Source organism: Salininema proteolyticum (assembly GCF_042685645.1).
Lineage (GTDB): Bacteria > Actinomycetota > Actinomycetes > Mycobacteriales > Micromonosporaceae > Salininema > Salininema proteolyticum.
Map to the genome: position 1 here is coordinate 4654673 of NZ_JBHUNX010000001.1, position 14406 is coordinate 4669078.

General features: G+C 65.4%; 18 protein-coding genes. 7 read left to right on the plus strand and 11 right to left on the minus strand.

All coding sequences use genetic code 11. From position 1 onward, the window contains the following. Window positions 1-21 precede the first annotated feature (21 nt). Both ACFTE1_RS21770 and ACFTE1_RS21775 read right to left on the minus strand, forming a co-directional pair. Entirely contained in the window at window positions 22-519 is a 498-nt protein-coding gene (locus ACFTE1_RS21770) for a hypothetical protein (protein ID WP_380617591.1), read from the minus strand. A gap of 51 nt (window positions 520-570) precedes the next feature. Beyond that, complete coding sequence (locus ACFTE1_RS21775; RefSeq protein ID WP_380617590.1) at window positions 571-759, minus strand: hypothetical protein; 189 nt, start codon at window positions 757-759, stop codon at window positions 571-573. Between the two features lie 97 nt (window positions 760-856). Here ACFTE1_RS21775 and ACFTE1_RS21780 point away from each other — a divergent pair, with 97 nt between their 5' ends. Then, complete coding sequence (locus tag ACFTE1_RS21780) at window positions 857-1054, plus strand: hypothetical protein (protein WP_380617589.1); 198 nt, start codon at window positions 857-859, stop codon at window positions 1052-1054. Between the two features lie 411 nt (window positions 1055-1465). Here ACFTE1_RS21780 and ACFTE1_RS21785 read toward each other — a convergent pair whose 3' ends face one another. The 4 genes from ACFTE1_RS21785 to ACFTE1_RS21800 all read right to left on the minus strand — a co-directional run bounded on the left by ACFTE1_RS21785 (window position 1466) and on the right by ACFTE1_RS21800 (window position 3372). After that, window positions 1466-1753, minus strand: a complete 288-nt coding sequence (locus ACFTE1_RS21785) for a hypothetical protein (protein WP_380617588.1) — start codon at window positions 1751-1753, stop codon at window positions 1466-1468. Between the two features lie 176 nt (window positions 1754-1929). Continuing rightward, entirely contained in the window at window positions 1930-2178 is a 249-nt protein-coding gene (locus ACFTE1_RS21790; protein WP_380617587.1) for a hypothetical protein, read from the minus strand. Continuing rightward, the gene (locus tag ACFTE1_RS21795; RefSeq protein WP_380617586.1) at window positions 2171-3235 is read right to left on the minus strand and encodes a hypothetical protein; all 1065 of its coding nucleotides are present in this window, start codon (window positions 3233-3235) and stop codon (window positions 2171-2173) included. Before ACFTE1_RS21795 ends, ACFTE1_RS21790 begins: the two co-directional genes overlap by 8 nt. Next, window positions 3235-3372 carry a hypothetical protein gene (locus ACFTE1_RS21800; protein ID WP_380617585.1) on the minus strand — a complete coding sequence of 46 codons (138 nt, stop codon included), beginning with the start codon at window positions 3370-3372 and terminating at the stop codon, window positions 3235-3237. The genes ACFTE1_RS21795 and ACFTE1_RS21800 overlap by 1 nt, the downstream gene beginning before the upstream one ends. A 504-nt stretch (window positions 3373-3876) precedes the next feature. On the opposite strand from ACFTE1_RS21800, the gene ACFTE1_RS21805 reads away from it, so the two are divergent. From ACFTE1_RS21805 to ACFTE1_RS21820, 4 genes are all read left to right on the plus strand, one after another. Next, a complete protein-coding gene (locus ACFTE1_RS21805; RefSeq protein WP_380762863.1) occupies window positions 3877-4581 on the plus strand; it encodes a hypothetical protein in 705 nt (234 codons plus the stop codon). Continuing rightward, window positions 4581-5660: a helix-turn-helix domain-containing protein gene (locus tag ACFTE1_RS21810; RefSeq protein WP_380762866.1), complete on the plus strand. Its 1080-nt coding sequence runs from the start codon at window positions 4581-4583 to the stop codon at window positions 5658-5660. Before ACFTE1_RS21805 ends, ACFTE1_RS21810 begins: the two co-directional genes overlap by 1 nt. Before the next feature lie 415 nt (window positions 5661-6075). Beyond that, window positions 6076-6243: a hypothetical protein gene (locus tag ACFTE1_RS21815; protein ID WP_380617582.1), complete on the plus strand. Its 168-nt coding sequence runs from the start codon at window positions 6076-6078 to the stop codon at window positions 6241-6243. A 194-nt stretch (window positions 6244-6437) separates the two neighbouring features. Further along, on the plus strand, window positions 6438-6839 hold the full coding sequence (locus ACFTE1_RS21820; protein WP_380617581.1) for a hypothetical protein: 402 nt from the start codon (window positions 6438-6440) through the stop codon (window positions 6837-6839). Between the two features lie 29 nt (window positions 6840-6868). On the opposite strand, the gene ACFTE1_RS21825 is transcribed toward ACFTE1_RS21820, so the two are convergent. Beyond that, on the minus strand, window positions 6869-7735 hold the full coding sequence (locus tag ACFTE1_RS21825; RefSeq protein ID WP_380617580.1) for an AfsR/SARP family transcriptional regulator: 867 nt from the start codon (window positions 7733-7735) through the stop codon (window positions 6869-6871). A 335-nt stretch (window positions 7736-8070) separates the two neighbouring features. Here ACFTE1_RS21825 and ACFTE1_RS21830 point away from each other — a divergent pair, with 335 nt between their 5' ends. Together ACFTE1_RS21830 and ACFTE1_RS21835 are read left to right on the plus strand one after the other, a co-directional pair. After that, window positions 8071-8733 (plus strand): bacterial proteasome activator family protein, encoded by a 663-nt coding sequence (locus ACFTE1_RS21830; RefSeq protein WP_380617579.1) that lies wholly within the window; start codon window positions 8071-8073, stop codon window positions 8731-8733. A gap of 105 nt (window positions 8734-8838) precedes the next feature. Beyond that, window positions 8839-9543, plus strand: coding sequence for a lysophospholipid acyltransferase family protein (locus tag ACFTE1_RS21835; RefSeq protein ID WP_380617578.1), 705 nt, complete (start codon window positions 8839-8841; stop codon window positions 9541-9543). Between the two features lie 6 nt (window positions 9544-9549). On the opposite strand, the gene ACFTE1_RS21840 is transcribed toward ACFTE1_RS21835, so the two are convergent. From ACFTE1_RS21840 to ACFTE1_RS21855, 4 genes are all read right to left on the minus strand, one after another. Then, entirely contained in the window at window positions 9550-10539 is a 990-nt protein-coding gene (locus tag ACFTE1_RS21840; RefSeq protein ID WP_380617577.1) for a peptidylprolyl isomerase, read from the minus strand. After that, on the minus strand, window positions 10526-11836 hold the full coding sequence (locus ACFTE1_RS21845) for an MFS transporter (RefSeq protein WP_380617576.1): 1311 nt from the start codon (window positions 11834-11836) through the stop codon (window positions 10526-10528). Before ACFTE1_RS21845 ends, ACFTE1_RS21840 begins: the two co-directional genes overlap by 14 nt. Before the next feature lie 185 nt (window positions 11837-12021). Further along, window positions 12022-13089 (minus strand): inositol-3-phosphate synthase, encoded by a 1068-nt coding sequence (locus ACFTE1_RS21850; RefSeq protein WP_380617575.1) that lies wholly within the window; start codon window positions 13087-13089, stop codon window positions 12022-12024. Continuing rightward, a complete protein-coding gene (locus ACFTE1_RS21855) occupies window positions 13082-13756 on the minus strand; it encodes a PadR family transcriptional regulator (RefSeq protein WP_380617900.1) in 675 nt (224 codons plus the stop codon). Before ACFTE1_RS21855 ends, ACFTE1_RS21850 begins: the two co-directional genes overlap by 8 nt. Window positions 13757-14406 lie beyond the last annotated feature (650 nt).

Genomic DNA, 14406 nt, shown 5'->3' on the forward strand with positions numbered 1-14406 from the left:
CAAGGAATGTGCTGTTATTAACTATGTATCCCCGTTCTCCCAATATCTTGGCTTCGCGAGGACGGGGAAGCATTGAATTGCCACTGCAATTATTCTAGTCCACGCCTGACGGAAATCCTGTGTCAGCTTAATGACATCACTTATGTCAAATGGATCATGAGAGCTAGGCGTTGCCCAGATGCTAGGCATCCACACGAATTCATTTTCACTCGAAGACTGGTCACGTGCTGCTATGTCATGAATGACTTGGTTTCGCTTATCACGCAGTTCGTCCAGTTCTTCCAACAAGATACTTATCTCAGTAGATGCCTTAGGGTCAAGATTTCCTTGTGATTCTAGAAGTTTTTTACACTCATTTATGGTTTGAAATAGTGTCAACTCTTGGTCTCTACCGACATTCTCAAATGATCCTCGGAGACCAGTAAGCACTCCCAATAGCATATCTTCGGCTTTTGCGCTTTCCAGGACTGCTGCACCAATAGCGCATTCAAGCGTCATTTCAGAAGGTGAAGTATTCATGTACTGAACTTTACAATGACTGCGTCCTGCTAGTGGCGCTTCCGAAAAACACTATGACTCGATCGGCGGCCACGCCCCGAGGTACTCCCACTCCCTGAGGACCTTGGTTTCGACCATGAGCCGCCGGGCCGCCTCGATACCTGCGGCCTCGTCCTCGCACTCGACCTCGCACGGTTCGACGGCGTCCATGCCGGCGTCTCGGCGCACCAGCCACCGCCCGCCGGGCTGCGGGAGGGCCATGACATGCACTCTGACCTGCGGGCGCTCGGCGCTACGGGCGGTCTAATACCGCGGGCGACGATCATCGAACATACGTCCTAATTTATAGGAGGATCCCATGACCGACACCCAACGCACGGCCGTGTACGCCGTCGCGACCGCCGTCCTGGCCGCGCTCGGCACGTTCGGCTACATCAACGCCGACGAGCAGGCCGCCTACGCCGAAGCCACCGCACAGTCCCTTACCGCGCTCGCGACGCTCATGGCCGCGGTCAAGACTTTGCGTCAGCGCACCGAGGTTGGCAACCGCGAGTAGCCGCTACTGACAGCAACGCACCCCCCGGGCAGGGGGCGCGTCGTCGCGCTCGGCAGTTTCGTTATCAGTAGAGTTGGAGGTGCCACCGTGCCCGACCATCAATAATGGTGTAAGTGCACGAGTAACCATCGACTTGCGAATACGTTCGCTCGTACCATGCTCCCTTTTCCTGGCAAACGCTCTTTGTGAAGTATCCCACGTGAATCGGTGGTTGGGCTGCCGCGGGTGTCGCGAAGGTACCTGCGCTAGCAGCGACCGCGAGGACTCCGGCCACCATCGACTTTTTGAACCAGTTCTTCACTTTGTTCTCTCCATGAGGGTTGTGGACATGAACTGGACTCACTGTCGCACATGGTTTCATAAAACCATCCTCATCGAGTCCTAAATGCTGCTCATGGCGACGGTGCCTGGTCACCACCAGCGTCGCAGGCGTCGCGCGAGCCACCGTGCGAACCTCCGAAACAGGCGCCGCTTCGGTGGCGTGCGGCCGGGCGTCATTTGCTGCGTCATGACGTATCGGATGCGGGCCTCGTGTGGGGCCAGGGCGTCGGCGCCCTCATGAATCAGGACGTCGACGAACGGCGGCGGGCCGTAGGCCGTGGCAATCGGGTACCCGTCGTCGCCGAGGACGTGCCCGACGTCGGGGCTCGTCATGCGGACGCGGTACTCACCGCAGGGGAGCGTGATGCGGGTTCCCATCCTGTCCGTCTCTTCCTAAAGTGGTGGGGCCGACCGGGGTTTCCGGCCGGCCTCTCCCGGGGGCGCGCTCACGTGTGCGAAGTGACTTTCATAGTTGATGAATTTTGCGCCCTCGTCTCATACGGTGGGCCCCGTGGTGTCGGCGCACGGGGCCCACCCTTTTTCCATCCCCCTACTCACGGGTGCGAATTGAGCTGTGCGGCGACGATCGCCTCGCGGCGGAGTCCTTCTCGCCATGCCCGGCTCCGGTTTTTGATTGCCAGGCCGTAGGTGGTGGTCGGCAACTCCTGGCCCTCGAAGTCGATCGACAGGGCGAAACGATAGTCCGTGGTGAGGACGGAGACCATGGTGAGGTCCTCCTCGGGGCGGAGCACGCTCACCTCGAACTTCTGGCCCTTATAGGTAATGAACGTCGAGTCAGCCATCCGAACTCGCTTCCGGCCCGGCGGCCGTCACGTCGGCGGTGATCGCACCGGACGGGTCGGAGTGGAGGCGGTAGTCCTCGTAGAACGGGCGCCCGGCTTCGAACCATGACGAGTAGGCGGCCTCGATCTCGTTCCAGAAACCGGGGTGCCCGTCGCCCATGACGGGGTACTGGTCGTCCTCTCCGGCCTCGAGGCCGAGGAGCGCGACGTCGGAGCCTCGGGTGAACATGTACACATCGTCGTGGGGGTAGAGGCTGATCCCGGGGATCTGGTCGATGATCCAGAGGTCCACCGAGGCGTACTCGCGGAAATACTCGGGACTGAAAGCGGTGGTCGTGCTGTACGCCCCGGCGCTCTGAACGCGTGTCGATTCGTGCTCGGCGCGGTCGAACATGAACGCGCACTCAGCCGTCGCCCGCCCGGTCGCCTGGCCGCCCTGCACCCGAAACTGCGCGACCACCTGCGAGCCGAGGTCGTTCTCCCACGGGGCGACGATCAGCCCGCCGTCGGCGACCTGTTGCAGCCATGCCGGTTCCAGCCGGTCGACGGCGTAGGTGACGATCAGGCGATCATACGGCGCGCGGGTGGCGTACCCGTTCTTCCCGTCTCGCGTCACCGCCACGGCCGGGTATCCACAGCGGGACAGGTTGATGCGCGCCGACAGGGTCACGTCCGAATCAATGTCGATCGACGTGACGTTCTCGGTGCCGGCGACCGCGCAGAGCAGGGCCGTGTTGTATCCCGTCCCGGTGCCGAGCTCCAGGACCCTCATGCCGGGCTCCAGGCCGAGGGACTCCAGCATGTCGAGCATGACGCGGGGGTCACTCGACGAACTGATGGGCGTGCCGTTCGTCGCGCGCTTGGTGACGATGGGTTGCAGCGTGTAGGCCGCCTCCTGCCACTCCTCGAACCGGTGGGTTTTCTCCACCCCGTCGATCCTTGGCGGCAGGAAGACGGCCCGGTCAACACTGGAGAAGGCAGCCTCCCAACGCGTGGAGAGGAGGTAGCCTTCGTCCTTCAGCTGCGAGAGCATCCGCTTCCAGTGCTGATCCATCATTACTTACCGTGCTTGCCCTTCTTGTTCTGGCTCGGGTCGACGAACGGGCCCCGCGAGCCCTTCTTGTGGCCGTCCGTGCGTGTCTCCTTTGAGTGCTTACCCTCGCCCATGTCCCGGGGGGCGTTCTTCTTGCCCATCGACGATTCCTCTCAACTGGGGGTAGTTTTCCAAGGCCAGGCCCAGCGCTCGGGAGAACGCTCGCCGCCATGCGTCGTAGCTCGGCCGGCCCCACTCGCCGAACCAGTGCGGGGGTCGGGCGCCGTCAAGGTCGACGCTCATCACCATGCTGCTACTGTCCGAGGTCCAGACAACGAGCCGGTCGGGGACCGCGTTCCACTCGAACCACGTGCCGTCATGCGAGAGCTCACCGCGAGTAATCTGTGCCTGTCCCATAAGAGCTATGATGAGTGGTGTACGCCTCAGTGGGCAATACTCTTCAACGTTTCAGAGGGTTTCAAATGGGCTATGGGCAGCTCGTACGACGTCGTCGCCTCGACCTCGGTGTCAAACTGGAGACCGTGGCACAATTCGTGAGCCGGTCGCACCTCTCCAACTTCGAGGGCGGCCGTCGAGACCTTACCCCCGCCATCAGGGAAGCGTACGAGAGGGCAGGCGTGCCCATGCCCGGGAAGGCGAAGGATATGACCAGCTCGGACGCGTTGGAAGCGCATTACGACTTCCTCCAGTCCGCTCGCCGGCTGGACGACAAGATGGGCTCCTTCGCTGTCCTCTCGATCGGGAAGGGTCAGACCGACCTGGCCGAATCGCTCGTGAAGGAGGCACCAAAGGGGCGCGTTCTGGAGATCGCTTCGCAATGGGCGATCTTCACCGGGTGGCTGGAGATCGCCACGGGGCAACCGAACGCCGCCAGGTCCACCCTGACCAAGGCCGAGCAATGGGGCGAGGGCGACGATCTTCTACGGCGCGTCGCGATCGGCTTCGACGCCTACCGTCTCGAACAGACCGGCAAAACCGGCGACGCCCTCCACCGCCTCGAATTCGCGCAACGAATCCCGTTCCTACACCCCGCCCAACGAGCCTACGACGTGATCAGGCAGGCCCGCCTCAACGTCGCGATCGGCCAACGCCGACGCGCCCGTCAACTGCTCGACACAGTCCCGCGCCTGATTGACGCCGTCGACGGTGAGGGCCCACCCCCGGACTGCGTCTACTGGCACTCGCGAGGGTTCCTGGAGATCCAAGAGGCACGCGTCCTCGGCGAGCTTGGCGAGGGAAGCGATGCGGCGCAACTGATTCGGGCATCCCTGGCACAATTGCCAATGGAGCAGCAAGTAGCCGAATGGGCCCAGAAATACTACGACGAGGCCACCTCCTGGGAGGCGTAATGGCAGGCAACCCCGAGCTAGGCGAGCAACTCCGAGCCACTCGCAACGAAGCCGCACTCACTCAGGCCGACATGGCCAAACGAACGGGCTACTCCGTCACGCACGTGACCAACATGGAATGCGGACGACGGTCGATCCCCGACGACGTACTGTTGGCCTACGAGGAAGCCCACAGGGAGAGGACTGACATGCGCCGACGAACTGTCGCCCTCGGGGGCGCCGCTATGCTCATAGCACCCGAAGCCGCCTCGCGGATCCTGACTCGTGGCTTCGACGCCCTCCTCGGATCAACCCCCGACAACGACGACTGGAACGAACACCTCTACCGCCTCGGCGAGGACTACATGACCTCCGGCGCCTCCGTCGTCCAATCCACCTTGGCCGCCGACCTCTCCGTTCTCCAGCACGCCGTCGACGCCCCCGAAATGTGGGCGGTCGTGGCGAAGGAGCTCGTCGTCTTCGGGAAAACCACCAAAGGGCCGGCGGACGCGATCCGCTGGTATCGCAAGGCCGCCGTGGCCGCGAAACGGTCGGGCGACCGCGACACCCAAATATGGGTGGCCGGACGCGCCGCCCTCGCGCTCGGCTACGAAGGCGCCGCAACCCCCACAGCATTGACCTTCGCGCGCCAAGCCATCGAACTATCCAACGGCGCCCCGTCCGCAGGTCTCCTGAACGCCCTCATGGGATACACACACGCGCTCGCGACGTCGGGGCACCACCGGGAAGCACGCGAGGCGTGGGACGAAACCCAGCGGGTCTATGACGCCGTGTCGCCGACAGACGAGATCACCGACTTCAACTATCCGTGGTGGCGGTTCGCCGTCGTGGGGAGTCTGTTGCACGCTCGTCTCGGTGACCCGAAGGCGGAGCAGTGGCAAGGGGAGATCGCGGCGCACCGGCCGGCGAACATGGTCCGGTTCGAAACGCACGCGGAGCTCCACAAGGCGTTGATGATCGCCAAGGGCGGCGACAAGGAGGGCGGTCTCACCTACGGTAAGACGGCCCTGGAGGCGCTCCCGGAAGACAAGCGGAGCCAATCGCTGTATCTCATGCTCGACGAAATCCGGGGAGTCTAGTGGCAGCAGCCATGATAAGCCTATCTACCGCACGATTCCATGTGGTGCAAATCTCGTTATTTTGAGACCGGATATGGACTGCGGGGCTCCAGGCGGCAGTAAATGAGGTTCGCGCAGCCAGATGTCGACCTCGAAAGCATGGGGACAATTCCCCACTATATCCCCACTGCAATCGATTATGGACTAATTTTCTGGTGTTGACCTGGGGCGCGAGGTGAGAATTTTCCATTGATTATGGGTTCAACTCCCACCTCGCGCACAGAGTGAGAAGACCAGGTCTAAACGACCTGGTCTTTTTTCATGTCCTGGAGTCCAGTATGAAGTCCTCGTCCAGGTCCAGCGGGACGCCGTCAGAGGTCGACAACGTCAACGATTCGCACAATGCCTGGGCCAGGATCAATCTGTCGAACGGGTCGTGGCGATTCAGCCGGGGGAATATCCTCAATTCTTCGGCATGCTCGGCTTGGATCGGGAGAACGCGCATGCCGTTGTCGACGAGCTCGTCTGCCAGGTGGTGCGGAAGAATGATCTTCCCAGTGTCGACTTGATCGTCAATTCCCAGACGGTGGCGGTCGACACGTAGGCGATCGGAGTTTCGGCCACCAGATTCCTGGGCGTCCCGCCCGACTTCTTGTCGGCGGTCGTCACTCAGACGGCGGTCTGGCTATCAAGTATCGGCACCGTAAGGGCTTGATTCAAGCTTTCCTCACGGAATTCACAAGGGTGAGGTCCTATTCTTTCACACGTCCGACTGAACCGACGAGAAAAGGACCTCACATGAAGTTCAAGAAGACCCTGCGGACTCTGAGCACTCTCGCCGCCACCGGCGCCGCCGTTTTCGCCTTCACCTCGCCCGCTGCGGCCGCTCCCGATTACACCCTTTTCACGAGTGACGACAACCCCGGCGGCACCCTCCGCTTCTGGGACTACGGTGACCAGATGGACGTCTGCGACTCGGACGCCGACGGCTACTCGGCCGTCGGATACGTCTGGGACACGGTGACCGGCAAGCGCATCTACGCCTACCACGTCCCCGGCAACGGGAACTGCGAACGCCGCACGTACAAGGACTACAACATGGTCGAGGACCGCCTGTACAAGTTCAAGATCTGTCTGGACAACAACAACCACAGCTACTCAGACGACAAGTTCTGCAAGACGGCCTACTACCGCGCATAGTCTGCCGATCGCCACGAGGCGCCATGCCGTCACCAGGCGGCACGGCGCCTCTGCCGTTTCAACACGACTCGGGTGCAGTGCGCCATCGCGCGGCCAGAGCGACCTGCTCGCCTGGTTTCGGGGAGGGACCGGACACCCCTCCGGCGCCGTCTTCCTCTCGCGGGGGGCAGTTCTCCCCTCAACAGGCTCCGGTGGAGCCGGACGGTGGATTCCTGGGGGCCGGTCCCCAGCTCGTCCCGCAGAACGTCCCGCAGCCGGCGGTACTCTCCGAAGGCCTCGTTCTGGCGCCCGGAGAGGTAGAGAGCCGTCATGTACTGGCGGGACAGCCTTTCATCGAAAGGGTGGTCCTCTGTCGCGGCCACCAGTTCGGGGATGAGGCGGTGGTGCAGGCGGCGGGCCAGGAGCCCGTCGTTCTTGTCAAGCCAGAGTTCGTGGTACTCGCGGTGCAGGGACGACCTCTGGGCCCAGAACCAATGCGCGTCGATCCCTCCGAAGGGCTCCCCGCGCCAGAGCTCCAGGGCCGCTTCCGCGCTCGCGTACCGGCCGGCCGGGTCTCGGCGGGCACGGGCCGCCAGGGTGCGGAAGCGGTGCAGGTCGACCGCGTGCGGGTCTCCCGACCAGCGGTATCCCCCGCAAATCCGCTCTATCCGCGCTCCAGAGGGGGCGATCGCCGTCCGCAGGCGGGAAACATAGCTCTGGAGCGTCTGCGGCGCGGTGCGAGGCGTGGCGTCGTTCCAGATTCGGTGGCACATCTCCGAGTCGCCGACCCTGGCGCCGGGGTCTACCAGGAGGGCCGCCAAGACGGCCTTCTGCCTGGTGTGCCCGAGATTCGCCGGACTGCTGTCGATATCCGCCTCAATGGGTCCGAGAAGTCGGAATTCGTAGTGTTCGACCATCACTGCTCACCTGTCCAGAATGGGGGTCTCACCGTCGGGACAAGGTACCAGCGGTGGCCCTCGAATCCGTTGCCGCTTACCGGAGAACGTGAATCTGATCGAGGACTGGGACGTTGTGCCCCCGATAGGCGTCCCCCTCGGGGAAGCGCCGGCGGTGACCGGTTGCATAGGTGACTCGCGGGTCCTCTGTCAATGGCATTCCACCTGGTCGAAATCGGGGAAGGCCGTGCGGACCCGTGCCGCGGCCGGAACGACTCGCGACTCGGATGCCGCTACGCTAAATGAGGGAAACTAGAATCGTAGAGGCACACTCCGAAAAGCACTGGGAGAAACACATGGCCGACAGCACCGAGCGCCGGAACCGTGAGACCGAGGACCGGGAGGTCCGCGAGGACCAGCACGCCGACGGGCAGTCCGACGAGTACTTGATCGTCGACGCCGAGGGCAATCCCGTCGCCGAAGCCCATGCCGAGGCCCGCGCCGAGGAGGAGGGCGAGCCGGAGGCCGCCGAGTCCGAGACCGACCCGGCCAAGCTCGTCTCGGAACCGGCCAAGGTCATGCGCGTCGGCTCCATGATCAAGCAGCTGCTCGAGGAGGTCCGCTCCGCCGACCTCGACGCCAAGGGCCGCCAGCGCCTCCGCGACATCCATCAGCGCTCCATCGCCGAGCTCGAGTCCGGGCTGGCCCCCGAGCTCCGCGACGAGCTGGAGCGCCTCTCGCTGCCCTTCAGCGCGGAGGAGACGCCCACCGAACCGGAGCTGCGCATCGCCCAGGCCCAGCTGGTCGGCTGGCTCGAAGGCCTCTTCCACGGCATCCAGGCCGCCCTGGTGGCCCAGCAGATGGCCGCGCGGCTCCAGCTGGAGCAGATGCGCACCGGCGACATGAAGGCCCTCCCGGCCGGCGCGGAGGAGGACCTCCCCCCGCAGCTGCGCGCCGTGATGGCGGAACGCCAGGCCCGCGGTGAGGATCACGACTCGCATCCCGGCCAATACCTGTGACCCCGGCGGGGTGTCCTAAACTCGGAACACCCAGCGGATACCCGTCCAACCCGCTCAGCCCTCCCGCTCCGTTCGGGCGAGCACTCACGGAGAGAGCCAGCCAACGTGCTTTACAAGACATTGCAGTGGACCGCCGTGCCGACGATCAACCTGGTCTACCGGCCCTGGATCGACGGTAAGGAGAACATTCCCTCCTCTGGCCCCGTCATCCTCGCCGCCAACCACCTGTCGGTCGCCGACCACTACTTTCTCGGGCTGACGACCAAGCGCCACATCGCCACCATGGCCAAGATCGAGTACTTCACCGGAGCGGGTGTGAAGGGCAAGCTGGTCTCTCGGACGGTCAAGGCGCTCGGGCAGGTGGCCGTGGACCGCTCGGGCGGGCGGCGCAGCGCCGAGTCTCTGGAGCCGTCGCTCGAGGTGCTGCGCAAGGAACGGGTCTTCGCGATCTTCCCGGAGGGCACGCGCTCTCCCGACGGCCGCCTCTACCGCGGCAAAGTCGGCGTGGCGCGCCTGGCCCTCCAGTCGGGCGCCCCGGTGGTGCCGGTGGGGCTCATCGGCACCGAGAAGGTGCTCCCCATAGGGGAGTCCCGGCCGCGCGTCGCCCCCGTCGGCGTCCGGGTCGGCAAGCCGCTGGACTTCAGCCGCTTCTCCGACCAGTCGGGCGACAGGGTCGTGCTGCGCACCGTGACCGACGAGATCATGGACTCCATCCGCCGGCTCACCGGCCAGGAGTACGTGGACAAGTACGCCAAGCGCAACGCCGGCAAGAAGTCCAAGGACAAGGACGCCGAGAAGAAGGAAGACTGACGGTCCTCAGCGGTCGGTCGGCCCCCAGCCGCTGACCGAGGGCAGGCCCTCGGACCCGGTCTCCTCGGGGCGGGTTCCCTCCGACTCGGAGGGCTCGTCCGACGTCCCGTTCTCGGGGGAGGGGTCGGCGCTCTCTGCCTCACCGCTCGGTTCCGTGGAGGGGAACCCGTCCTCCGACATCGCCCGAATCTCCACGCCGCGAATGGTGATCGCCTGCGGCGGCATTCCCTCGTAGGTCTCGGTGGGCACGCTCGCCGCGATGGCGTCGAGCACCTGGTAGCCGTCGACGACCTGGCCTATGACGCTCAGGTTCCCGCTGGGCACGGAGTCTCCCCGGACGAGGGTGAACGCGCTTCCCGCCCGTCCCTCGTCGTCCAGGGGCAGGGCCAGCACGTCGCCCATGAGTTTCCCCGCTCCGTCCACTTCGGCCTGGTAGCGCCAGCCGGGCCCGTGGCCCTTCGGCCCGCCCGAGCCGGTCCACTCGTCCAGCGCGTCGTCCGTGAATCCCCGGCCCGGTTCGCCGCAGTCGACGACCGTCGTCGGCTGCTGCGGTGAGATCTGGACCCGGTGGCAGTCGTGGCCGTCGTAGTAGCCCTGGCCGGCCAGGGCGGAGAAGCCGGCCACGCCGCAGGGGGAGACGTTGCCGAAGAGGAGTATTTCCACGCTGCCGTAGTCGGTCTCGATGACGGCGGTGGACCGCTCCGGGGGAATGGCGAAGTCCGGGCGCTCGGCCAGGGGCTCTTCGTCGTCGGCGTCGACCGCGCCGCACGTGCCGCTCGCGGGGAGCGCGTCGTCCGCGCCGCCTTCGTCGGAGCCGCTCATCGCGAGGTACGCGACGCCCGCTATGCCGCCGAGGGCCAGCACCAGGACCGCGATCCCGACGACGGCGCCCTTCCAGCCGCCCGACTCCCGCTGCCACGGCGGGGTGGTGCGGAAGGGGTTCGAGGCCACGGGTTCTTCGCCGCGGCCCGCGGGGTGTTTCTCATCGCCGCTCATGATCTGTATCGTACGGGGGCGCCATTCGTGACAGTCGGCCATACCCTCCGAACGCGATCACGTAGGCCGCCGCCACGGCCGCCAGCGTGGGCGGGGTGTACCCGTCGCCGGGCACGGTGAACGCCCCCGCGAATAGTCCCGTCAGGTAGCCGACGTTGTAGACCGTGTCGTTCAGGGAGAAGACGCGGCCCCGGTAGTCGTCGGGGACGCCGGCCTGGATCGCCGTGTCCACGGTGATCTTGACGCCCTGCGAGGCGATGTTGATGAAGATGACGGCGACGGCGAACATGAACGGCCGCATGGTGGCCGCGAGCATGGCCGTCATCGCGGCGCACAGCAGCAGGAGGCTCAGCACCCACTGGCGGGGCCCGGTCAGCCGCGTGGCGCGGGGCGTCGCCACCGCCGCGATCGCCACGCCCGCGTTGCCCAGAACCGCCAGGATGAGGAGCCACCGCAGCGAGTCCTGGCCGTCGGGGTGGAGGTTGGGGTCGTGGAAGAAGCCGAAGAACAGCACGATGCTGACGATGAACACGACGCCGTAGAGCAGGCGGTGGAGCCCCTGCAGCGCCATGACCAGGGCCGGTCCGGGCACGCGGCGGAGGAACTTGAGCCCTTCGACCAGTCCGCGGCTCGTCTCGGCCAGTCCGCGCAGGAGTCCGGTGGCGGGCCGTTCCCTCTCTTCGGGGCCGAGGTCGCCCCGCGCGAAGGAGCGGAGCATGATCCCCGCCGACACCGAGTAGCCGACGCCGGCGGTGAAGGCCATGGCCGCGTAGGGGACTCCGGAGTGGAGCAGCTGTCCCGCGCCCGCCGCCGCGATACCCGTCCCGAAGGCGACGGCGCCGAGTGTGGAGGCCACCGAGTTGGCCGTCACGAGTTCATCGTCGCGGACCACGTGTGGGTGGGCGGCGGTCAGACCGGCCAGGACGAAGCGATTGAGCGCCAGGACTCCCATGGCGCACACGATCCACAGCCAGTCGAAGCCCGCCGGGAGGATCCCGGCGACCACGAGGGTGAGCCCGGCGCGGACGAGGTTGGCGGCGATGGTCAGGTTCCGCCGGCTGAACCGGTCGAGCACCACGCCCACGTACGGTCCCAGGAGCGAGTAGGGGCCCACCAGGATCATGAACGCCATCGCGTAGTTGAGCGGGTCGGCGCGGACGTCGGGGCTGAAGAAGACGCTGAGCGCCAGGGAGGCCTGGAAGAGCCCGTCGGAGGCCTGCGAGGTGAGCCGGACGGCGAGGAGGCGTCGGAACCCGGTGCTCGCGGCCAGCTTTCTCAGGTGCCCGGCGGTCTTCACAAGGTGAGGATAACGTGCGCCTTTGTCCCTGTACAGCGTTTCAGCGGAACGGTTCCCCGATAGAGGCGGGGCTTTCCTTTGGGCCGCAAAGAACCAGCGGCCGCGACCGGGTCGCCGTAGTCCGGGGCCACTCCTCGGGCACGGTAAAGGGGCGGTCTTCCGACCGCCCCTTCGACCCGGTGCCGCTACTGGGAGATGAACTCCTCGACGGCGTCGCGGGCCTGCTCGTCGCTGTACTGCTCCGGCGGGCTCTTCATGAAGTAGGAGGAGGCGCTGAGAACCGGGCCGGCGTGGCCGCGGTCCTTGGCGATCTTCGCCGCGCGCAGGGCGTCGATGATGACGCCCGCCGAGTTCGGCGAGTCCCACACCTCGAGCTTCAGCTCCGCGTTGAGCGGCACGTCGCCGAACGTGGTGCCCTCCAGGCGGATGTAGGCCCACTTGCGGTCGGTCAGCCACGGGACGTGGTCCGACGGGCCGATGTGGACGTCGGCTCCCTGCATCTCGTGCGGGATCTGGCTGGTGACCGACTGGGTCTTGGAGATCTTCTTGCTCTGCAGGCGGGTGCGCTCCAGCATGTTCATGAAGTCCATGTTGCCGCCGAAGTTCAGCTGGTAGGTGTGGTCCAGCCGGACTCCGCGGTCCTCGAAGAGCTTGGCGAGCACGCGGTGCACGATGGTCGCGCCGACCTGCGACTTGATGTCGTCGCCGACGATCGGCAGGCCCGCGTCCTCGAACTTCTTCGCCCACTCCGGGTCGGAGGCGATGAACACCGGCAGGGCGTTGACGAACGCCGCCCCGGCGTCGATCGCGGCCTGGGCGTAGAACTTCGCCGCGTCCTCACTGCCGACCGGGAGGTAGCAGACGACCACGTCGACCTGCGCCTCGCGCAGTGCCTGGGCCACGTCCACCGGCGCCTGGTCGGACTCCTCGACCATCTCGGTGTAGTACTGGCCGAGACCGTCGAGGGTCGGGCCGCGCTGCACAGTGACACCAGTGGGCGGGACCTCCGCGAAGGTGATGGTGTTGTTCTCCGAGGCCGTGACGGCCTCCGAGAGGTCCTGGCCAACCTTCTTGGCGTCCACGTCGAAGGCGGCGGTGAACTCGACGTCGCCGACGTGGTAGTCGCCGAACTGGACGTGCATGAGCCCGGGGACCCTGTCACCCGGCTCGGCGTCCTTGTAGTACTCGACTCCTTGAACCAGTGACGAGGCGCAGTTTCCCACGCCGACAATGGCCACGCGAATTTTACTCATCGCGCTTGTCTCCTTTACTGATGTTTCTGCTTCCTTCAGTATCGTCCAGGTGTTCTGATTGGTCATGCCGTGGACTGACCAGCCGGTCGCCGAGATCACTGTGCGAGTGCCGACGGCCCTCCTCCGAGGCGATGAGCTCGTTGAGCCACCTCACCTCCCGCTCCGCGGTCTCCAGCCCGTACTTCTGCAGGGCCAGGCCGTAGGCGTCGAGACGCTCGGCGGTGCGGTTCAGTGCGGAGTTGAGCCTTTCGCGGCGCTCCTCGACCCGCCGCCTCCGCGCCTCCAGGATGCGCAGGCGGTTGGCCGGATCCGTCCTGGAGAAGAACGCCAGGTGGACCCCGAACATTGCCTCATCGGCGCCATCGGGGTTCGAATCACACATGAGCTGGGCGAAATGTTCCTTTCCTGCCGGAGTGAGGCGATAGACCTTGCGGGCTCGACGTCCGGAGAGAACGCGTTTGCCGGAGGGGCCAAGGGTGTCGTCCTCCTCCGCCGGCGCCTCCTCTTCGATCCAGCCCTTGGTCCGCAGACGTTTCAGAGTCGGGTACAGCGAGCCGTAGCTGATGGCGGCGCGCAGCGCCCCCAAGAGCGACAGGAGCCGCTTTCGCAGCTCATAGCCGTGCATGGGCGATTCGTGCAGGAGGCCGAGTATCGCCAGCTCGAGCATCTTCCCCTCTCCGTCCTTCCGGCCCGGCATCGCCTCCCCGCGGCCGCCTGGACGACGGCCCAGGCCTCGGCTTGCGCCGTGGCTCGGTCCGGTGGCGGGTCCGAGCCAGTATCGACCTGATGTATCGAAGCGATATATGGTTGAACCCTACGTCGTCCACCGAGCACTGTCAACCGAATCGGCCATCCCCGCCTCCTCCGAACGTCGCCTCTTGTTGTAGTACCGTTCACAGAAGCTCGGGAGGCGGGCGGAGGACGGATATAGTGACTACCTTGATAGCGTCGCCGTTCGAGTGAGCTTGGCGGGCAGCGCGAAGCCGAAAACGCCCGGTGAGACGCCCTGCCACTCCACCTGGGGCGCAATTCAATAACAATTCGATAACGAGAAGCGACCTGACGCCCGATCAGGACGTGGAATGGGTAGGGGAACTCTGCGCCCTCCGCGATTCCCGTGCCCCACACGGCGTGACAATCCGTAGTCGGACAATGGCGCCCGGTAGCATCACAACCGAATCTAACAGCGCCCGCGGCTTCCAGGGGATTGCCAGGCCGGGTATGGCACACTGCCTCGCGAGTGACAGACTCCCGTGCCCCACCCGTGCGCGAGCCCAGGTGAGCACAAGGGTGCCGTCCTGACGACCGGTCAGGAGC